At 62.9% G+C, this 20,418-nt stretch carries 13 protein-coding genes; 9 read left to right on the top strand and 4 right to left on the bottom strand.

Going from position 1 to position 20,418, the window contains the following annotated elements; all coding sequences use genetic code 11:
- Positions 1–94: 94 nt before the first annotated feature.
- A complete protein-coding gene (locus RCAS_RS11995; protein WP_012120834.1) occupies positions 95–4,300 on the bottom strand; it encodes an alpha-amylase family glycosyl hydrolase in 4,206 nt (1,401 codons plus the stop codon).
- Between the two features lie 564 nt (positions 4,301–4,864).
- Here RCAS_RS11995 and RCAS_RS11990 point away from each other — a divergent pair.
- A complete protein-coding gene (locus tag RCAS_RS11990; RefSeq protein ID WP_012120833.1) occupies positions 4,865–7,303 on the top strand; it encodes a carboxypeptidase regulatory-like domain-containing protein in 2,439 nt (812 codons plus the stop codon).
- Between the two features lie 42 nt (positions 7,304–7,345).
- Here the strand turns inward: RCAS_RS11990 and RCAS_RS11985 are convergent, their stop codons facing one another.
- Positions 7,346–8,278, bottom strand: a complete 933-nt coding sequence (locus RCAS_RS11985; RefSeq protein ID WP_012120832.1) for a tetratricopeptide repeat protein — start codon at positions 8,276–8,278, stop codon at positions 7,346–7,348.
- A 135-nt stretch (positions 8,279–8,413) separates the two neighbouring features.
- Here RCAS_RS11985 and RCAS_RS11980 point away from each other — a divergent pair, with 135 nt between their 5' ends.
- Positions 8,414–9,055, top strand: coding sequence for a histidine phosphatase family protein (locus RCAS_RS11980; protein WP_012120831.1), 642 nt, complete (start codon positions 8,414–8,416; stop codon positions 9,053–9,055).
- Between the two features lie 258 nt (positions 9,056–9,313).
- Entirely contained in the window at positions 9,314–10,363 is a 1,050-nt protein-coding gene (locus RCAS_RS11975) for a polyprenyl synthetase family protein (protein ID WP_012120830.1), read from the top strand.
- A gap of 24 nt (positions 10,364–10,387) precedes the next feature.
- Here RCAS_RS11975 and RCAS_RS11970 read toward each other — a convergent pair whose 3' ends face one another.
- On the bottom strand, positions 10,388–11,632 hold the full coding sequence (locus RCAS_RS11970; RefSeq protein WP_012120829.1) for a DUF190 domain-containing protein: 1,245 nt from the start codon (positions 11,630–11,632) through the stop codon (positions 10,388–10,390).
- A gap of 325 nt (positions 11,633–11,957) precedes the next feature.
- On the opposite strand from RCAS_RS11970, the gene RCAS_RS11965 reads away from it, so the two are divergent.
- Positions 11,958–12,515, top strand: coding sequence for an FHA domain-containing protein (locus RCAS_RS11965; protein ID WP_012120828.1), 558 nt, complete (start codon positions 11,958–11,960; stop codon positions 12,513–12,515).
- On the opposite strand, the gene gltX is transcribed toward RCAS_RS11965, so the two are convergent.
- Positions 12,506–14,029 (bottom strand): glutamate--tRNA ligase, encoded by a 1,524-nt coding sequence (gltX, locus tag RCAS_RS11960; RefSeq protein WP_012120827.1) that lies wholly within the window; start codon positions 14,027–14,029, stop codon positions 12,506–12,508. The genes RCAS_RS11965 and gltX overlap by 10 nt on opposite strands.
- A gap of 120 nt (positions 14,030–14,149) precedes the next feature.
- On the opposite strand from gltX, the gene RCAS_RS11955 reads away from it, so the two are divergent.
- The 5 genes from RCAS_RS11955 (at position 14,150) to RCAS_RS11935 (ending at position 20,398) form a co-directional block, all read left to right on the top strand.
- Positions 14,150–15,088 (top strand): apurinic/apyrimidinic endonuclease family protein, encoded by a 939-nt coding sequence (locus RCAS_RS11955; RefSeq protein WP_012120826.1) that lies wholly within the window; start codon positions 14,150–14,152, stop codon positions 15,086–15,088.
- A gap of 136 nt (positions 15,089–15,224) precedes the next feature.
- Positions 15,225–15,740 carry a hypothetical protein gene (locus RCAS_RS11950; protein WP_012120825.1) on the top strand — a complete coding sequence of 172 codons (516 nt, stop codon included), beginning with the start codon at positions 15,225–15,227 and terminating at the stop codon, positions 15,738–15,740.
- A gap of 123 nt (positions 15,741–15,863) precedes the next feature.
- Positions 15,864–17,882, top strand: coding sequence for an N-acetylmuramoyl-L-alanine amidase (locus RCAS_RS11945; protein WP_012120824.1), 2,019 nt, complete (start codon positions 15,864–15,866; stop codon positions 17,880–17,882).
- Positions 17,883–18,836: 954 nt separating this feature from the next.
- Positions 18,837–19,604, top strand: a complete 768-nt coding sequence (locus RCAS_RS11940; protein ID WP_012120823.1) for a metalloregulator ArsR/SmtB family transcription factor — start codon at positions 18,837–18,839, stop codon at positions 19,602–19,604.
- A 26-nt stretch (positions 19,605–19,630) separates the two neighbouring features.
- Positions 19,631–20,398 (top strand): arsenate reductase/protein-tyrosine-phosphatase family protein, encoded by a 768-nt coding sequence (locus RCAS_RS11935; protein ID WP_232280000.1) that lies wholly within the window; start codon positions 19,631–19,633, stop codon positions 20,396–20,398.
- Positions 20,399–20,418: the final 20 nt, after the last annotated feature.

Here is a 20,418-nt window from a genome sequence, read left to right as displayed (position 1 = left end):
TCCCTATTCCTCGTGCCTGAAAAACTCTCCACCTGAGAGGTCCTCCCCTCTCCCCGCGTGCAGGGAGAGGGGTCGGGAGTGAGGAGGTGAGCAGTCAATTCCCGCACGGCGCCACATTGCGCCAGTTCGGTACGCTGTCGTTCACGACTTGCGTGCCATCCACGCCGTAACTCAGGGTCAACTGGCGATTGGCGATCTCGTCGCACGCCGCACCCTTTTCGACGTAATCCCACGAACCCAGGGTGTACTTGTACTCGATCTGGGTTGTTTCCTTGCCGGTGAGCGTGATCGACCACCGGTTCGGTCCGATCTGCGTCAGCGCGACGCCGCCGGGGTTCCACTGCGGCAGGTTGCCGTCGAGTCGATCAAGGAACCCGGCGATATAGACTGTGCTGCCTGCCGGTGTCGTTGCCGGAACGGTCACGGTGAAGGTAACGCTCACCGTCCGCAACTCGGCAGTCGCCGCAACTTCGGCGGATTCGCCGGACCGGTTGAACGATGTGTCCACCGCGCGCACGACGTAGTAGTAGGTCGCCCCTTGGATGATCGACGTGTCGGTGTACTCCGCGCCGGTGATCGTCGCAATCGTGGTGTACGGTCCGCCGGAGACGCTGCTGCGCCGCACTTCGTAGCCGTAGAGCGTCGGGTCGCCGGTGACTGCGTTCCAGCGCAGCGCAATGCCGGTCGGCGAGGCGGTCACCACCGTCAGTCCGGTCGGGACCACCGGCGGGGTGGTGTCACTACTGGCGACAACCGTCAGTTTGCCTGCCTGCGATGGGGTGTAGCCGTTGCCGATGCCGTCAAGATCGGCATAGACCCAGGAGCGCCCGTTCGTTGTGCTGTAGCGATAGGCATAATCGAACGCACCGGTCTGATCCGGCAGCAGGCTGGCTTTGAATTCATCGTTGTTGCCGGCATCGACATTGAACTCCGCCTCGATCCACGTCCAGGCGGGGTTGCCCGCCGGGTCGCTGTCGCGTGGTCCGTAGCCGAGTTGCGCGCGCAGCCCTTCCGTTGCTCCCGGACGGTTGGTAACGCCGTTGATCCAGACCTGACCGAAGATCAGCGGGGTGCGGTTGATGGCGCTGATGGTGTGGGTGATCGATGGGGGCCATTGCAGGTTCGCCCATCCGATCTGGAGGCGCGGCATAGCGCGCACTTCGTTCGAGACGGCGCTTTCGTTCCCTTTCTCATCGACCGCAGTCACGACATAGAAGTAGTCGCGCGCGTTGCGCAACCCTGTGTCGGTGTAGACAATCGCCGTCAGCGGCGCGTCGTTGACCTTCACGAACCCGCCGCCGCTCAATGGGCTGCGATAGAGGTTGTACCCCGCAGCGCCGGGAACGCCGTTCCACGTCAGGCTCACCTGCCCGTCGCCCTCGTCCGTCACCCACAGGTTTGCCGGAGACGCCGGCGGCGTCAGATCCGCCAGGTAACTGGTCAGCAGCACAGCGCTCATCGGGTTGAGCGTCACCCGTAGCCGACCGTTCTCGACATGCAGCCAGTCCTTCAACTGGTCATTGGCAACGCAGTAGGAGGGGAAGAACGCTGTGCCGTCAGGAATGACGCCGGAAACCGGAATGTCAACGGTGCGTGGCTGCGAACTGCGGTTGATGGCAACAATGGCCGCATCGTCGCCACTGATGCGCGAATACGCCACCGTGCCGGCGGTATCGTCTGCCAGCAGGAAGCGCAGATCGCCGGCGCGCAGCGAACGGTAATGATGGCGAATGCGCGCCAGATCGCGGTAGTGGCGCAGCAGCGCCCGATCCGGGTTGCCGCCGGTCTCGACCCACGGATACGTGCGTCGGTCGTCGGGATCGTCATCGCCGGTGACACCGACTTCATCGCCGTAGTAGATCGTTGGCGCGCCGGGCATGGTGAACTGAATGAGCGACGCAATACGCAGCCGCTGCTTGCCGTTCGCCAGATTGGCGGCGTTGAACTCCTTGTCGGCGCGCGTCTCGGCGCCTGGCGTCAGCGTCCACAGAATGCGCTCGGTGTCGTGGCTGCCCACCAGGTTCATCAACGTCAGATACGCGGCGTCGGGATAGTCTTCGCGGATGGAACTGATGCGATGAGCGAATTCCGACGGCGCAATCGGGCGTCCACTGTCGGCGAACCCCTTCGAGTCGAACGGTCCCGGCGTCAGCAGCCCAATGATCGCATCGCGCAGGCGGTAATTCATCGTTGTGTCCGCTGTGTCGCCGCGCAGGTGCCGCAGCAATGTGCTGTCCTTCTGCCACAGTTCGCCGATGATCAGCGCATCGTGGCGCGTCTCGCGCACAACGCGGCGGAACGTGGGCCAGTAATCGGGCGGGAACGACGGGTCACCCATTACGTCGAGGCGCCAGCCGCTCGCACCCTGGCGCAGCCAGTAGCGCGACACACTGTTCGATCCGGTCACGAAATAGTTCAGCACTGCCGGATGTTCCTTGCGAATTTCGGGAATGCTGTCGAACCCGAACCATCCGACATAGTACGTGTCATCGCCGCCGGGTGTCGAGGGAGCGCACGGCGACGGCTCGCCCGGTCCGGGACGACGGAAGCGGAACCAGTCGCGGTAGGGCGATGCGGCCGATTCACATGCGCCGAGCGAGGCGTAGTATCCGTAACGGTCGAACTGTGGGCTGTCCGACGACATATGATTAAACACGCTATCGACGATCACACGAATGCCGCGCCGCTCCGCTTCGCGCACCAGACGCCGGAAGTCGGCGAGTGTGCCGAGCGCCGGGTCGATGCGGAAGTAGTCGTAGGTATCGTAGCGGTGGTTCGATTTCGCGTGGAAGATCGGGTTGAAATAGATGACCGTCACACCCAGGTTCTTGAGATAGTCAAGGCGACTGATCACACCACGCAGGTCGCCGCCGTAGTAGTCCCGTCCGCGCGGACCCTCCTTCGTCGGACTCCAGGAGGGCGGTGTATCGTCGAAGCGCCAGGGGCAATTCGTCGCAGCATCGCTGTAGTTGCGGCAGTGCCCTTCGGGCAGTTCACCCCACGGCAACGCGATAACCGGGTCGTCATACCGGCTATCGCCGGTGCGCGGATCGTTGCGCGGGTCGCCGTTGCGGAAGCGATCCGGGAAAATCTGGTAGATCACCGCACTCGTCGCCCACTCCGGCACAGTAAACGCCGGATCGTAGAACATCAGCGCCCAGCTGTGATCTTCCTGCTCATCGGTCATCGCGCCTAAACCGCCATCGAGCGCCGGGGTATTGTCGTCGTAGTAGTCGGTGTCGGTTCCGTCGGTAACAATGAAGCGATACCACAGGTTATTCGGCGCTGCCTGAGTGAGCATCACCTCCCAGAAATCGCATGTCTTGCCCGCCAGACTCGCCTCATAGCAGTCTACATCGGTCGCGGCCGGCGCCATGTCGTAGAAACGCTGCGTGCTGGCATTCAAGTCGTATACCCGCAGCCGCACCGACGTGACATCATTGTGGAACGTTCGGAGGCGGATGGTGACCGGCGTCCCGGCTGGAACCGCCCCTCCCGGCGCGCGGTAGAGCGGGTCGCGCGAGTCGTGGCGCACCCCGTCCCATTCGACATTGTTATCCGGCTGTGCTCCGGCGCTGACGACCGCAACGGAAGGAGTGTTCGTCGCAGAGACGAAGGTAAACGTCACCCGATAGCCGGGCGCAGGCACGGTGAAGGGGATGTTCGCGCCGCCGGGTGCGCCGCCGGCGCCATAATTTTCGCTCCAACTCTCATGAATGGCAATCTTGAACTCATAGTTTCCGGCAGGCAGTCCGGTGACGGTTCTGACGAACACCTCGTCGCCGTTCGGGTCTTGCAACCAGGAGCGCAAACAATCGGGCTGCCAGTCGCCCGGGCAACCCAATTCGCTCTGGTAATTGCCCGGCGCCGTCACAATGCGCGTGTTGCGGTCGCTGACAACCCAGTGCGTCTCATGGTCGTAGTAGAACCTGACGGATGCCGCAGCACTCAGCGTGAGCGGAATATTCGCGCCGTTGCGTTGCGCATTCGCGCCATAGTTTTCGTCCCACGACCCATTCAGCGCGGCTTTGTACTCCCAGGTTCCGGCAGGGATGGTGAACGTCGCCTGCCAGACCTGATCGGCGGCATCGTAGACCAGGCGGGTGATGGCGCATTCCGGCTGCCAGTCGCCTGGACAACCCAGTTCGCTTTGAAAACTTCCGGCAATGGTAACGGACGACGGATCAGGGGTGTCGGAGGCGCGCGCGACGGGTAGCGCGCCGGGGAGTGCAACGACCGTGAGCAGCATGCCGATCAGCGCCAACAGCACGGTCCCGCGACGATGACGATGGTGGCTCATCCATAGCTCCTTTGCTCACACGAGTAGTGCGGGAACACAACGCCCAGATCGAATCGGCGCGTTTTCCGCGTCTTGCCAACACCCTACGCCCACAGGCACCAGGCAACCGCAACCCTTCACACCTTCCTGGAGCAAAACCGGCGAGCGGACAGTGCTCCCGGAAGGCAACTGAACGTTCTCGGATGCGGACCGATACCCCCCCACACTGCGTGGGCAGATTGCCTGCGCGCCCGGCATCCTGTGCAGGCACAGCCCACACGCCCAGGGGAGGCAACCGTTCTGCGCTTTGCGGCAAGACGCAAAAGGGCGCACTCCCGGCTCGCGGCAGGCGCATACCGGGCAGCAAGAGCGATACGCACTTCGATTCTGGTCGATATTCCCTGGATAATGCCAGTATAGCACACGCGACTAAACCGGTCAAGACGCATCCAGAAGTACTACCGCAAAACAGGAAAATTACCTCAATTTCATTTTGCCGCCCCTCTTCCTATAATTCTTGAAAAGAAGGCGTGACCGCCGCCAGACACATCATCACAGATTCGTCCCAGCAGGAAGATCGTCCGTATGCTCATCGTCGCACTCTTCCGCAGACTGGCCAGCGCCTGCACATTCCTGGTCATTATCGCCGCCGGGGTGCTCACCCTTCCATCGGCGGTTCGATCATCACCGAATGACATTATTGTCACCCTGGCGCACCACGGAACCAGCGTCGCCGTCGCCGAGGGGCAGCGCCTGATCGTCAAACTCGAAGGGCAACCTGGAACCGGCTACGGCTGGGAACTGAAAGAACCTTCATCGTTGTTACAGACGAGCGATCCGGTGTTCGAGCCACTGTCCGCTTCGTCCGCCGCCGCCACGAGCGCGCCGATGGTTCAGGCATTCAGATTCACGCCGGTGCGCGCCGGCAGCGAAACCCTCACCCTCGTCTACCGTCGTCCGTGGGAGCGCCAAGCCGCTCCGCTGCGCACCTTCACCATCCAGGTCGAGACCACTGGACGATTCGCTGCTCCGTCGCCATCCGCGCAGACTGCCGCCCTGCCGCAGTCGCTTCCGCCAGTAGCGATGGGATCAGACGAAGGGTTGCCGGCGGCATTCAACTGGTGCGAGCAGGGAATCTGCACTCCTGTGAAGGATCAGGGCGGATGCGGCTCTTGCTGGGCATTCGCCACTGCTGGCGTCGTCGAGTCGGCGATCAAGCGCATCGATGGAGTCGAGCGCGACCTCTCCGAACAGTACCTGCTGTCGGCAGGGACCCACGGCGGCTGCGACGGCGGCATGCCCGCCTATGATCTGTTCATCGGTGCGACTCCCGCGCATCAGACTGAAGCAGGCGTCGTGTACGAGAGCGACCTGCCGTATACCGGGCAGGATGCGCCGCTTACCCGCGCATTGCCGCATCACGAGCGCATGCTGGCGTGGAACTCGCTGTTCAATGCCGATGTGGCGACGATCAAACGCATCATCCGCGAGCATGGTCCGGTATCCGCGTATGTGTGCGCCGGGTCGCGTTTTATGTGGCACCGATCCGGCGTGTTCGAGACCGACGAATCCGCCGCGTGCAACGGCAGCATCAACCATGCCGTCGTGCTGGTGGGTTGGGACGACAGCAAAGGAACCAGGGGGGCGTGGCGACTGCGCAACTCGTGGGGGGCGACATGGGGCGAGAACGGATATATGTGGATTGGTTACGGCATATCGGGTCTTGGTCAGTGGATCGATTATGTATACTACGACCGACTGGAACCAGGCGCATATGCTATCTCCGGTCGTGTGCGGGAGCAGTGGCATGGAACCGCTGGCGTCAGCGTCTCGGACGGTTCACGCAGCGCCATTACCGATCAGTATGGCGTGTATGTATTGAAGAACGTATCGCCGGGAACGTACACCCTCACTCCATCGCGCAGCAACGCCGCCTTCTCGCCCGCAACACGAACCGTGACAGTTGGGAACGGGAAAAATGCCGGCAATCAGAACTTTGCGCTGCTGGCAACCTACCGCATCAGCGGACGAGTAACCGGCAGTTTCGGCGAAGGTCTGCCCGGCGCGCGCGTCTCGGACGGAACGCGCAGCGCCGTCACTGATGCGAATGGAAACTACGTGATCGAAGGCGTGCTATCGGGCGCATATGCTCTCACTGCTTCACTGAGCGGCTACACCTTTACCCCCAACCCGCTCTGGGTGGTTGTCAACAGCGATGTCGGCGGACAGGATTTCACGGTGGTGTGCTCCTCCTGCACCATCAGCGGCAGGGTGGTCGATAGCGCGGGCAATGGCGTGGCAGGGGCGACCATCTCCGACGGGATGCGCAGCGCCACAACGAACGCGCAGGGGTTCTATACCCTGATCAGCGTTCCACCGGGAACATACACCCTGACCCCATCGCACAGCGACTACATCTTCACGCCATCGGCGCGATCAATCACGGTTAACCGCCATCTGAGCGACCAAAACTTCACCGCGATATGCGCTTCCTGCTCCATCAACGGGCAGGTGACCGACAACGCAGGGAACGGTGTCGCCGGAGTAACCATCTCCGACGGCGCGCGCAGTGTGATGACCGATGCTCAGGGACGCTATGCGCTGACGAATGTGCCGCCAGGCGTCGCCACACTCGTTGCTACCCGCAACGGCTATGCCTTTAGCCCGTCAAGCCGCTCGCTCACGGTCGACCGCCATCTGAGCGGGCAGGATTTCACGGCGATCCCTGCACCCTACACCGTGAGTGGACGGATCACCGACAGCGCCGGCAATGGCATCGGCGGCGTGACCGTCTCCGATGGCGCGCGCAGCGTTGTCACCGATGGGAGCGGCGTCTTTACCCTGCGCAACATTCCAGCCGGGACGTACACGCTCACGCCGTCGCATGGCAGCGACACATTTACACCCGCAAACCGCACAGTTACCGTCACCGGCGACATAAGCGGACAAGATTTCGCGCTTGCGTCGCCGGCGCCCGCAGCGCCTGCGGACTACACCGTCTTTCTGCCGCTGACCGTTCGCTAAGGGTTTGAACCCCGGAGCGCTCTTGCCTCGTGCCTGAAGCGCCTACCGCTCCGGTGCAGGCGCCGCCGGCAGCGCCTGCAAGACCATGCCGAGGCGTGTTTTGGCAATGACTTCGAGGTGCGGCTTATCGGCGGCAGCGGCACGATCCGCCGCCTGCTGAAAGGCGGCAATCGCGCCATTGCGATCACCGCGCGCTTCACGGACGCTGCCGAGCAACAGGTATCCCTCCGCCTGCGCATCAGGTCGCGCAATGAGCGCAGCGGCGTCTGTTTCGGCGGCGTCGAGCAACCCAACCTGGATCAGCAGCGTACCGCGCTCGAAGAGAAAACCGATCTCACCGGCAGCCTGCTGTCGCGCCTGCTCAAACAGGTTCTCCGCTGCCGCCGGATCGCCGGCGCGCAATTCGAGCACGCCGCGCCAGAGCGCCACCTCAGGATCATTGGGGAAACGCTCATACTCAGCACGCGCCAGGTCGAGCGCTGCGGACGCGCCCTCATTCGCAAGCAGGCGACTGATCGCACCGATGGCAGGCGCCGGTTGTGCAGGAACGATCACCGGCAGCAGCAGCAGCGCAGCAATCAACGCCGCAGCGCCGATCCCCATGACCGCCAGTCGGCGAACGCGGCGAGCGCGCCGATCCGACGCAATTGCCAGGGCACGCACCCAGGATCGACAGGTTTCGACCTCACCGACCCGATCAGCGCGCCGGATGACCCGAACGATCGCTTCGGCATTCACCCGCAGGCGTTCGCGCACAAAATCGGCACGGTTCGTCTCAGGACGAATGTCGGCATCTGCGCCGACTTCGCTGATGCACTGCTCGATCATGTCGCAGGCGCGCAAAAATGATACGGCATCGTCCGCAGACATACCCGCGCTGACTGCCACGCCTTCGGCGCTGTCGAGCGCAGCGCGCAATCGTCCCAGCGGCGTTTGTGCCGTCGTTTCAATCGATGGTCGACGTTCAACTTTCATAGGCAGCGAAAACTCTCGTGAACCGGTCGCTCATCACCCGGTATGCAGAACTGATATAATGCCTGACGCCTGTATCATAGCGCAAGATTATGCTGAACGGCGAACGATTGCCGGATCATGTCAGAGGAGATGCCCATGCGCCTGATCATCATCCGCCACGGCGAGAGCGTGTGGAACCGCGAAGGTCGCTACCAGGGGCAGATGGACGCGCCGCTTTCCGAACTCGGACTGCGCCAGGCGGAAGCGCTTGCCGAACGCCTGCGCAACGAACCGCTCGACGCCATCTTCACCAGCCCATTGCAACGCGCAGCGCGGACCGCCGAAGCGATCGCGCGCTACCATCCGAATGTGCCGTTGCTCACCTCATCGGCACTGCTCGAAATTCACCACGGCGAGTGGCAGGGTCTGCTGGTGGACGAGGTGATTGAGCGCTACAGCGAGGGGTTGCGCGAATGGCGCCAGCATCCAACGCGCGCGCAAATGCCGGGAGGTGAAAGTTTCAGCAATGTCCTCAAGCGCGTGCTCGACTTCAAAGAATGGTTGCTCCGTGAGTATCATGAACGCACCGTGCTGGTTTCGACCCACGACGTCGTGGTGAAGATTCTGGTCGCCGATGCGCTTGGGATGAATATGGACCGGATCAACCGCATTTGGGTGACCAATGCCAGCATCAGCGTCGTCGAATACGGCGACGATCTGCCCTATCTCGTGAGCCTGAGCGAGGCGTGTCACCTTGGCCGGCTCGAAGTCGCACGCGAGAACCAGAAGGCGCTGTAAAGGTTGAACTCGGGACGCACCCACCCACGCGGACGCACCCGCGCGCCCCCGGCAGGCGGACCGGTGAGAAGGGCGAAGGTGGAAAGAAAAGATGACGGCGCCCCCTGAACTCGCGCTCGCGTGGTATAATACTATGCAAAAGGTGTGCAAACATGAACAAAATCTGTGCAAAATATCGTGGTTGACATCTCTCGATCGAGGGCGCTATAATTGTTATGTATTTCACAATCACAGGCGCCGCATAGAAAGGTGCGCGTAATGGCACATTCCCCTTTGCACCTCGGCGTGCCTGAGCAGCGGTTGAACGAACCGGCTGCGACGACGCGCACGATGCCGACCGGTTTGGGAGACATCCTTCGTCGCGCCGACCTGCTCAACGATATGGCGGACGTTGAGCGCCAGATGCTGGCGCGCACCATTTCGCGCGCTCCGCTGCTGACGGCTGCCGGCACGTACACCGTCGCCGCTGGCGGCAAGCGGTTGCGCGCCGCCCTCGTGCTGCTCTGCGCGCGGCTTGGGATGTACGACCCGAGTCGGGCATTGCATCCGGCGATTGCCATCGAACTCCTGCATGCCGCCTCGTTGATCCACGACGATCTGGTCGATCACGCCGGGCAACGTCGCGGGCATGTCACGGTCCACTCGCGCTGGGACGCCGACGTTGCGTTGTTGCTGGGCGATTATTTCTTCGCGCTGGCGGCGAACGAACTGGCCGCCGAGCCCGACCCGCGGATCATCGCATTTTACACGTCGGCGGCGCAGACGATGGTCGAAGGGGAACTGAATCCGGTGACCCAGATCGAGCCGCTGGCGATTGCGGTGGAACAGTACTACCGCAAGATTGGCTGCAAGACAGCCGTGCTGTTCGAGGCGGCGTGCAAAGCGGGAATCGCCGTTGCCGGCGGAGACGATGCCCAGATCGAGACGCTGGGTCGTTTCGGCTACGACCTGGGGCTGGCATTCCAGATCGTCGATGATGTGCTCGACTATACTGGCGACGAAACGGCGCTCGGCAAGCCGGCCGGCAACGACTTGCGCGAGGGAACGCTGACGCTGCCACTGATGTATGCCGTGGCGCAGAGTCGTCATCCGCTCCTGCTCGCCATTGCCAATGGGCAACGACCAGAACCGGCGCGCGTGCCGCAGATTGTGGCGGCGGTCATTGCCAGCGGCGGCGCCGACCGCGCGATGGAAGAGGCGCGCAGGTTGATCGAACGCGCCAATCAGCAACTGACGCTGTTTGCGCCAACACCGGCGCGCCGCGCTCTGATCGAGATCGGCGAATTCGTCCTCAATCGACGGATGTGACGAGAGAACGGAGAAGCGGGAACTTTACCCTTCCTGCGCCAGGGCGCGCAGCAGACCACGGCGGGTGACCATGCCCGCCAGTCTTCCTTCGCTGTCGACCACCACCAGATACTGCTTCTCGCCCTCGATCAGGATGCGAATGGCATCGTACTCGCTGGCGTGCGATGGGATCAATGCCGGCGCCGCCGCGAGATCGTCAGCAGTCGTCCCGCTGGATGAAGCGGCAGCAAGTGTGGCAAGCGGCGACCGATCACCCATGAGCGCTGCGATCCAGGCGGAGCGCAACGGTTCACGCACGCGCCGCGTGGCTTCGGAGACTGACACAACGCCGGTTGGGTAAAAGCCATTCATCAGCACGACCGTCCGCGCGGCAGACTGAAGCGTCTGAAGCAGGACGGCAGCGGCATCAGCACCGGCGGACGCTGTGGGCACCAGCATCTGCATGATCAGACTGACCGGCGGCGGCGGTTCGGCATTGCGCACATGCCCTGAGGCGCGTTCTCCATCGAGCGCCGCGCGCAGCGCCTGATCGACCCCAAAGACCCCGACCAGACGACCTTCGTTGTCGGTCACCGGAAGCGCATCGAGACCCCATTCGATGAGCAGATTGACGGTATGGGCAAGAGGGGATTCGATATAGATCGCGCGCGGCTCACGCATGGCATCGCGCACAGGGCGCAGAGCAAGACGCGCCAGCGACGCAGAACGCTCGGCATCATCGAGCTCCGCCAACGCCTCGAGCGGCATCACGCCGAAGCGCCCCGCATCTTCGGGAACAAGGATGCCGGTCAATCGCTGTCCATCGACGACCGCGAGCAATGGCTGGCGCGCGCGCGCCAGGCGATCAAGGGCTGCCGCGAGTGGCAAGTCCGGCGGAACCGTCATAATATCGCCTCGCGCCACATCGGCAATCGAGCGACTGCCAAACGGACCGCCTGAACGCAGCGCGGCACGATACGCCCTGATGTCCTCAATTGTAATCAGCGCCTCGCCAAGCAGTTCATCGAGGGCGGGCAGCACACGCGCCACACGCTCAGCGCGGTCGAGCCATTCGATAATGATCGGTGTTTGCTGACCGAAATCGGCGATGCCAGCAGTGCGCAAGCGATGCCCGGCGCCAAACCCGGCGATGCCGCGCAGCGCCGTGGCGCCCGATGCACCTTCGCGCCGTAACCGGTCGAGCGCGATGAGATAGAGTGGTTGACCCTCGGCGCTGTCGCGTTCGCTAAGATAAATGCGCACACGTTGAAGCGGCTCGCCTGCTGTCATACCGATCACCTGTCATTCGTGTTGCTGCGCCCGAAGAGCGCCTGCGTCGAACGTGAGACGCGCTCCGGGTATCCCAGGAGCGACACCCAAGTATAGCATGCCTGCCAGAAATGAAAAGTTCGTTATCTGGCGCCTCTTGACAACATTTAAGGAGCGTGATATACCGAACACGACCAGGATGCATCACCAATGCACCGCCGCTTTTCACCGCGCGATCCAGTCACGACGGGCATTGACAGCGCATGTCCCCAATCGTATCCGCCAGACGCATCCGCCATCGGTCAGGCGGCGTCGCGTCTGGTGCATTGATCGCAAGGAGAAAGCGATGGTCAAAGCGCTCGTCCTTACCGCCATCACCGGCACTCAGATCGGCAGACGCTACACCGTCAGCGAGCGCGTCAACACCATCGGCAGCGGACCACAGTGCAATGTGACGCTCAATGATCGCCATCTCCAACCGCGTCATGCCGAGATACGCCAGATGTTCGACCGCTGGTTCATTGTTCCGCTCGCGCCTGGCGGCATTTCACTCAACGGCGCGCCGGTGAGCGGGCAGAGTCGCCTCAACCCCGGCGACCAGTTGACGCTGGGCGGCACGACCTATCGAATCTCATACGAGGAGTTGGAAGAGCGCGCGCTTGGCACAGCCGCTGAGACGCAGACACAGAGCGTTCCCCGGCTAGGGGAGTATTTCGTCCGGCGCGGCATTCTCACGCCAGAGCAGGTGGCGCGGGTCGTCCAGCGCCAGCGGGATATGCAGTCGAGCGGCGTGACGTTGCCATTCGGACAGATCGCCTACGAGATGGGATTGATCAACCGGGCGCAGCTCGAACAGGCGTTAAACGAACAGCGCAACGACTTCCAGGCGCACTTTCACGACTGACCTTTCACTTCCGCATGCGCCGCTGCCAGGACGGAAATTGCGGCTTCCAGACGCCGGAGCGTGCGCGGCTTGCCGAGCGCAGCCAGCGTATCGAAGAGCGGCGGCGCCACGGTTCGCCCCGTCGCAGCCACGCGAAGAGCGCCGAACAACTGCCCCGGCTTCAAGCCCAATTCTTCACCCAACGCGCGCAACTCCGCTTCAAGGCGATCATGGGTCCACGGTTCGAGCGATGCCAGACGATCGCGCGCAGCCTGAAGCGCAGCAACCGTTGTTGACGCATCCATCTTCTTCGGGATGAGCGCCTGCGGATCATAGTCGGTCACATCACGGAAGAAGAACTCCAGCAATTCCGGCGCTTCTCCCAACTCTTTCAACCGTTCGTGGATCAACGGCGCCAGTTGCAGCAGATACGCGCGCTCATCAGGAGTCGGCGGATTGCCGATCAGACCGGCGCGCGCCAGAAACGGCGCCATGGCATCGACCAACTGCTCTGTCGTCAACCGGCGGATGTAGATGCCGTTCATATCGAGCAGTTTCTCCGGATTCCAGCGCGCCGGCGACGGTTGCACCCGGTCGAGCGTGAAACGCTCGATCAACTCCTCACGCGACATGATCTCGGTATACCCATCGTAACTCCACCCCTGGAGCGCCAGATAATTGAACATGGCATCAGGCAGATACCCGCGTTCCCAAAAGCGATTCGCCGCAACATCATCGGTGCGCTTCGACAGTTTGCCACGCCCATCCTGGCGCAGGATCGGCGGCAGATGGGCGAATGCCGGCGGATCCCAGCCGAACGCCTGATAGAGCAGCACGTGGTACGGCGTGCTCGCCACCCACTCATCGCTGCGCAACACATGCGTCATCCGCATCAGATGATCATCGACCAGATGCGCCAGATGATAGACCGGCATCCCGCTCGACTTGACCAGCACAATATCGTACAGTTCCTCATTTTTGAACTCAATACGCTCACCGCCGCGCACCAGATCACGAAATGCCGTCACACCCTCGGTAGGCGTTTTCAAACGCACCGTATACGGGCGACCGGTCGCCGCCATCTCACGCTGCCGGTCGAGCGGCCAGTCGCGTTCGGGACCACGGAAGCGGAAGGCTTTGACGCCGCGCGCCTGCGCCTCGGCGCGCATGCGCTCAAGTTCCTCTTCGGTGGTGAACGACAGATAGGCATGCCCGCTTTCGAGCAACTGCTCGACGAAAGGGCGATAGATCCCGGCTTCGTAGCGCAGCGACTGCACATATGGCGCGTGCGGACCGCCAATATCGGGACCCTCGTCCCATTCAATGCCCACCCAGCGCAGCGATGCCATCAAGTCGTCGGCAGAACCGGGCACATAGCGCTTTTCATCGGTATCTTCGATGCGGAGAATGAACTGCCCGCCATAGTGACGCGCAAACAGCCAGTTGAACAGCGCCGTGCGCACACCGCCAATATGGAGATAACCGGTTGGACTGGGCGCAAACCGCACCCGCACCGGACCTTGAATCACACCCATGGTCGCACCCCAACGTCCTCATCGTAACGGGGAGTATACCAGCGGGACAATCCGGCGTCAAGACACTTGACATCCACACGGAAACGGATATAATAAACGAAAACGTGTAGGAATGCAGCGATGATGGCGTTGGGCATCAGCAAAATCCTGGGGTGCAACCGGCTCTTTCAGGCTGGCGTACATCAATCCGCCGCAGGCGTCCACCTGAGCATACGCCTGCTCTGGGTTATCGAGGCGCTCCGCTATCTCCAGGCGCATCACATTCGTTTCTATCGGCTCCCCGATGATCTGTTGGCGCCAGAGGCGGACGGCGGTTCCGCAGCCGATCAGATCGCCGGCGCTGCTGCCATGATCGACGAGGTTCGGTCATCTATTCAGACCATGGCAATCCGGCTCAGTATGCACCCATCACCGGGGGTCGCGCCTGGCATTGCCGACGACGCGGCGGCAGCGCGCGCACTGGCATCCATCGAGTCGCTCACGCTGCTGCTCGACGCGCTTGGCGCCGGTCGAGAGAGCGTCATTGTCCTGCACATCGGCGGCGAGGGGAACGACAGCGCGGCAGCCATCGAGCGATTCGCCGCGCGTTTCGAGCGGCTGTCACCCGCAGCGCAGCGACGTGTGGCGGTCGAGCACGATGGCGAGCGTTTCGGGTTATTTGCGGCGTTGCGTCTGCACCGTTTCACCGGCATGCCGGTCATCTTTGATGCGTTACACTTTCAGTTGCGCAACCCGGAGCGGATCGGGCTGAGTGAGGCATTGGGGCTTGCGCTAGCGACGTGGTCGCCCGGCGTGCGTCCAGAGGCGCATTTCAGCACGCAGCGCACCGAGGCGCACCTCAAGCCGACGACGCGGGGAGCGCCACAGGTGATGGCGCCGCGCCCCGGTCAACACAGCGATTTTATCAACCCGTTCGAGTTTGCCGCATTTCTCACGGCGGCGCGCGGGCTGCCGCCATTCGATGTGATGCTCGAAGCCAAGGCTGGCGATCTGGCACTGCTGCGGTTACGCGACGATCTGCGCCGCTATGCGCCAGAGTGCGCCGCGCTGGTGAGGTGAACGTGGCGGGGCATCGTCGCGGCAGAAGCAGCAGGGGCAAGTCGCAGACCTAACAGGGCAGGGGTATCGTCAGGGCAGGTCTGAGACCTGCCCTGACGACGACGGGGGCGGCGCCCCGTCCAGATGGGGGAGTGAGATGCATCCTGATCACCTGAGCGACCTGTCGCTCGATGACATTCCCACCGCAACGCCGGTGCTCGTCTGCGTGGTGACGCACCCGACGGATTTCGAGCGCATTCGCACCGAAGGATGGTACCGTATACCGGTTGATCGGACGCGCGTGTCGCTCACTGTCGGGTATCTGGCGTTCTACCAGACGGCAGCGTTCGGCGCCGAACGCTGGGCGGTACGCTCCATCGCAGCGGTACGCAGCGTTGACCTGGCGTACCGCTACGAACTGATCCCCGACGAGCCGCGTCACCCGCGCGCCGCCATGCGGTACTACCGTTTCGCGCTGGGTCCGTTGCTGCGGCTGCCGCTGGCTATTCCCAGTCGGCGCCTGCGTCGCGTGACGTTCATTCCAACCACATTCGGTCAACTGCTGACAGCGCGCGACATTGTCGATCTCTGGCAACCTCCGACGGCGCCGGTATGGAGCGACGTGTGGGGCGCCGGGGTCAATGCGCGGTGGAAAATGTCGGTTGAAGGTTGAAGGTGGGACGATCGCGCGCAGTGCTGTGGCATCGCAACTGCACCCTGATGCAGACGGCAGCAGGAAAGTTGAGGGTAGTGCCATCCAGCGATTGCCGTGATACAATTGACGAGCGAGGCAAGCATGGATAGAGCGACAGGCACGCCAATGAGCGAACACCCGATCATTCAGCGGCGCACAGCGCCGCCTTCCGCCAGCGAGTCGCGGCGCGGCGCCGCTGTGACGATGATCATCTTCCACCACACGCCGCTTCCCGCCGAACAGGCGATTGCACGCTTCACGGCGCGCGCCAACACCCGCGCACCTCACTACCACGTCGCCGCTGATGGCACGATCACGCAATTGGTTGACGAAGCGCGCGCGGCGCGCCACAGCGGTCTGGCAAAACTGGATCGCGTGCGCAACATTGACCGGATCAGCATCGGCGTCGCCATCGAGGGCGCGCCGCGCGTCGCCCTCCCATCCGCTCAGGTGATTGCGCTGCGCACCCTGACGCTGGATATTCAGCATCGTTACGACCTGTTGGCAGAAGCGGCGCTGCTCTCCTGGTCGCCGCCGCGGGCTGGCGCCGCATACGGCGCGCTCACTCCGTTCACGCTGCCTCCCATGCCGGAAGCGCCGCCCTCGGCGCTCCTTGGGCTGCTGACGCTCGATGACACACCGGAACAACAACGGGCGCTCTGGCTGTTCCTGCAGAACGAAACAGCAGGTCGCGCCGGCGGCTTCAATATCGGCGCTGCGTTTCACCTGCACGCCGCAAGGCACGGCTTCGGCGCGCCAATCGCGCCCGCTTCGCCGCGATCCGCCTGGCTGACGGTCAACGGGCGCCAGTACAACTATCAGCACTTCGCACGCGACACAGTCTTCAACGAGGGAGAACGATGGGCTGAGGTGCAGACCCTGAGCGCCCTGATCGCCGGCGCCTTTCCGGCGCCCGAAACGCTGGCCTTCGAGTTGCTGAAATCGGGCTTCGCCGCCGGCATTGCCACAAGCGCATCAAAGAACGGGAACACGCAGTTCAATCCGGGTTGGGCATTTCATCGCCTTGCGGCAGAACAGCAGTTGGGTCCGCCGCTGAGCGGCAGTTACCGGATCACGGTCGCGGGGCAGCAGTACTCGGTGCAGGTCTTCTGCGGCGATACGCTCTACACCCCGATCGCCGACCCAGAAGCAAAGACGAACTGGAACGATGTGCGCCGGTTGAGCGAAACGCCGGCCAGTCCGTTGCACGAACACCTCTGGGCTGAAACGTACAAAGCCAGCAGGGTGGCGTATGATTCGTCATCGCCTTTCCATCAGGCGGCGGTTGCCGCCAGGATTGGCGCGCCGCTGACCGACGTCTGCCAGAAGGCGTTCCAGGGAACGATGATCGCCATCCAGGTCTTTGCGCTCGATACGCTCTATCGCATCGGCAATGGACCGATCAGGCGCCAGAGTCAACTGGCGCGTCCGCCGCAGGTCGAACAGTGGCAACCGAAACCGTCTTCACCGCCGCCGGTTGTTGAACCTGTCGTCACCCGCGCGGTGACGGCGCCGGTTGGCGGCTTCCCGATGCCGCCTGGCGACCGCAGTAGCCCGAACTGGCCCCCGCCCCCGGATTTTAAGCCGCTCGTGACAGCAGCCCAGCGACAGGCGCTGTTCGGCGCGTATGAATTCACACCCGATCCAAGCCGTGACCGGGATGGCATCCGCATCCTGGGAACATGGGAACAGGAGAACATTGTAACCGTCCAGATACCGCAATTGATCGGGCGCAACATTCGCGGTGCGCCCGCCAATGGGTCAGTCCGCTGGCACCGTCTGGCAGTCAATCAGTTGCTGCGGCTATGGAAAGCGTGGGAAGAGGCGGGATTGCTCGACCGTGTGCTTATCTGGAATGGGTCGTACAGTCCGCGTTTCATCCGCGGGCGCAAGGACGATACCGCCAACAGCCTGAGCAATCACGCATTTGGCACAGCCTTCGACATCAACTACGATCCGGCGACAAACCTCAACGGATTGAATGCTGTTCCCGCACTGGTCGGGCAGCATGGGTCGGTGCGCGAACTCGCAGCGATTGCACGACACTTCGGGTTCTACTGGGGCGGGCATTTTCCCCGGCTCGATGGGATGCACTTTGAAGTGGCGGTGTTGCAACCGTAGGCGCGCGGCGTGAGGGGTCGGTGTTTCTCATTGCGGCGCATCTCGGCCATGCCCTTGCGAAGTTGCAACCGTAGGCGCGCGACGTGAGGGGTCGGTGTTGCCGGTTGCCCGGCGCCTGTGGGTATGGTCGGCATCGCCAGGGGGGCTACTCACAGGACAACGGTCGTTGCCGCCGTATTCCCGGCATGTGCGCCAGACATGCATCGATACCCGTCCCGACAAGGCTTTAAGGACGGACCAAACCCCTGCGCGCTCCCCGCCGCGCCCACTGTGGGACGCACCCGCGCGCGGCGCCCGCCCCCCCCCCGCCCCCCGCAGGCGGGAGCGGGGCAGGGGGTGACGGGGATCGCTTCGACCGGCTGCGCCGGTCGCGCAATGACCGCGCACATCGGCATACCCACTGCGGGACGCACCCGCGCGCGGCGCCAGCCCCCTGCCCCCCGCAGGCGGAAGCGGGGCAGGGGGTGACGGGGAATGATAAATGATGAATGCGGAATGAGCCTGCCCCTCGCAGGGGGGAGCGGGGCAGGGGGTAAAGGGGATTGCTTCGACCGGCTGCGCCGGTCTCGCAAGGACCGCGCACATCGGCATACCCGCTGCGGGACGCACCCGCGCGCGGCGCCCGCCCCCTGCCCCCCGCAGGCGGAGGGTTGACGGACGGACCGAACCTCTGCGCGCGCTCCCCGCCATGCTTGCCTGCTATGCTCATCGGTGCATCATACTAATGACGATTGAAGATGCTGCATGCTGGTCATTCCGAGCCCTTCGCTTCGCTCAGGGTAAACGCAGCGAGGAATCGGCGCGGGTCGCGCACGACCCCTCGCGCTGCTCGGGGTAACAATGCCGGATGTGCACAGGTCATTGGTATCACTCACAAAGTATCAATTCCTATTGATATTTTTAGAAGCCTCTGCTATACTTCAAGGAGAATGTGCCCGAACGACAAGACCAGCAATGACTCTTGCTCATCAACACCCTATCCCACCCTCACCAATGCCGGAGGCATTGCGTCTGCTCGGCGACGAGACGCGCTGGCGGCTGATCGGCGAACTGCGCTGGAGCGACCGGCAGGTCGGCGAACTTTGTGAACGTCTCGATCTGCCACAGAACCTGGTATCGTACCATCTTGGCGTCCTGCGTCAGGCGGGGCTGGTGCGCGCGCACCGGAGCGATGCCGATGGACGGGTGCTCTACTATGCGCTCGACCTTGCGGCGCTTCAACGACAGATCCAATCGATCAGCAGCGCTCTGGCGCTTCCGACACGCGCAGCGCCGCCGTCGTCCATGGATGGTCCGGTGCTGTTCATTTGCACCCGCAACAGCGCCCGCTCGCAGATCGCTGAAGCCTGGCTGCGCCACCTGAGCGGCGGTCGGATTATCACGCGCAGTGCAGGCACGGCGCCGGCCAGTGTGCAGCCGCTGGCAATTCAGGTCATGGCGGAAGCAGGCATCGATATCGGCTATCAGCGCGCCAAACGTATCGCCGATGTCATTGAGCCGGCGCCGGCCGTGGTGGTGACAGTCTGCGATCTGGCGCGCGAAGAGTGTAGTGCAACGCTGGATGCGCCGTTGTGTCTGCACTGGAGCATCCCCGATCCGGTCGCTGTGTCTGGCAGTGAGTCCGAACGATTGGCGGCGTTCCGCGCGGCGCGCGATGAGCTGCGGCTGCGCGTCGAAGGATTGCTCGGCTTACTGCCAACGATTTCGATCAATCCAAACTGATGGGAAGGAGAAGGAGCATGATGGACATGACGATACACGACGCGGTCGCCTTCTTCCGTGTACTCGCCGACCCGACGCGCTGCGCCATTCTTGTGCGCCTGGCGCGGAGCGATGAGCGCCCAACCGAACTGAGCAATGCTCTCAAACAGCCACTCGAAACCATCGCTGCCGCGCTCGCCGACCTGGAGTCTGCCGGACTCATCACCTCGCGCCCCAGCGATGCTGGCGGCGAACGTTACTACCACCTCGATCTGGAACGATTGCAGCAGCGATATGCGCAGGCAGGCGGAACGATCCATCCAGCGCTTGCGCAGGCTATCGCCGGGATCGAAGAGGAGAGCGCTCCGCGCCCCAAAGCGCGCGTTCTGTTTCTCTGCACGCACAACAGCGCGCGCTCGCAAATGGCGGAAGGGCTGATGCGCGCTTTCAGTCACGGCTCGATTGAGGTGTTCAGCGCCGGCAGCGAGCCCGGTCCGGTGCATCCTCTGGCAGTCGAGACGATGGAGGCGATGCGCATCGACATTCGCAACCAGCGATCCAAGCACTACGAGGAGTTCATCGGTCAACACTTCGATTATGTCATTACGGTTTGTGACCGCGCACGCGAGACGTGTCCCGTCTTTCCGGGCTTGAAGGAGTCCATTCACTGGAGCATTCCCGATCCGACAACCGTTGAGGACGAGACGGAACAGCGTCGCGCCTTCCACCAGGCTGCCACACAACTGGCAAATCGTATTCGGTACCTCCAGATATTGATTGAGCGTGGCCAGAACACCCAATCGGTCAGACGTTGATTGTGTGAGGAGAAAACGGG

It is taken from the genome of Roseiflexus castenholzii DSM 13941 (assembly GCF_000017805.1).
GTDB classification, from domain to species: domain Bacteria; phylum Chloroflexota; class Chloroflexia; order Chloroflexales; family Roseiflexaceae; genus Roseiflexus; species Roseiflexus castenholzii.
This window is presented reverse-complemented; position numbering and strand designations above follow the sequence as displayed.

What these genes read in the sequence shown, in the direction of transcription:
- gltX (WP_012120827.1), bottom strand. Translation starts at nt 14,029, where the DNA reads ATGGGTGTGATTCAAGGTCCGGTGCGGGTGCGGTTTGCGCCCAGTCCA.
- RCAS_RS11995 (WP_012120834.1), bottom strand. Translation starts at nt 4,300, where the DNA reads ATGAGCCACCATCGTCATCGTCGCGGGACCGTGCTGTTGGCGCTGATC.
- RCAS_RS11950 (WP_012120825.1), top strand. Translation starts at nt 15,225, where the DNA reads ATGCATCCTGATCACCTGAGCGACCTGTCGCTCGATGACATTCCCACC.
- RCAS_RS11990 (WP_012120833.1), top strand. Translation starts at nt 4,865, where the DNA reads ATGCTCATCGTCGCACTCTTCCGCAGACTGGCCAGCGCCTGCACATTC.
- RCAS_RS11985 (WP_012120832.1), bottom strand. Translation starts at nt 8,278, where the DNA reads ATGAAAGTTGAACGTCGACCATCGATTGAAACGACGGCACAAACGCCG.
- RCAS_RS11975 (WP_012120830.1), top strand. Translation starts at nt 9,314, where the DNA reads ATGGCACATTCCCCTTTGCACCTCGGCGTGCCTGAGCAGCGGTTGAAC.
- RCAS_RS11935 (WP_232280000.1), top strand. Translation starts at nt 19,631, where the DNA reads ATGACGATACACGACGCGGTCGCCTTCTTCCGTGTACTCGCCGACCCG.
- RCAS_RS11980 (WP_012120831.1), top strand. Translation starts at nt 8,414, where the DNA reads ATGCGCCTGATCATCATCCGCCACGGCGAGAGCGTGTGGAACCGCGAA.
- RCAS_RS11955 (WP_012120826.1), top strand. Translation starts at nt 14,150, where the DNA reads ATGATGGCGTTGGGCATCAGCAAAATCCTGGGGTGCAACCGGCTCTTT.
- RCAS_RS11970 (WP_012120829.1), bottom strand. Translation starts at nt 11,632, where the DNA reads ATGACAGCAGGCGAGCCGCTTCAACGTGTGCGCATTTATCTTAGCGAA.
- RCAS_RS11940 (WP_012120823.1), top strand. Translation starts at nt 18,837, where the DNA reads ATGACTCTTGCTCATCAACACCCTATCCCACCCTCACCAATGCCGGAG.
- RCAS_RS11945 (WP_012120824.1), top strand. Translation starts at nt 15,864, where the DNA reads ATGGATAGAGCGACAGGCACGCCAATGAGCGAACACCCGATCATTCAG.
- RCAS_RS11965 (WP_012120828.1), top strand. Translation starts at nt 11,958, where the DNA reads ATGGTCAAAGCGCTCGTCCTTACCGCCATCACCGGCACTCAGATCGGC.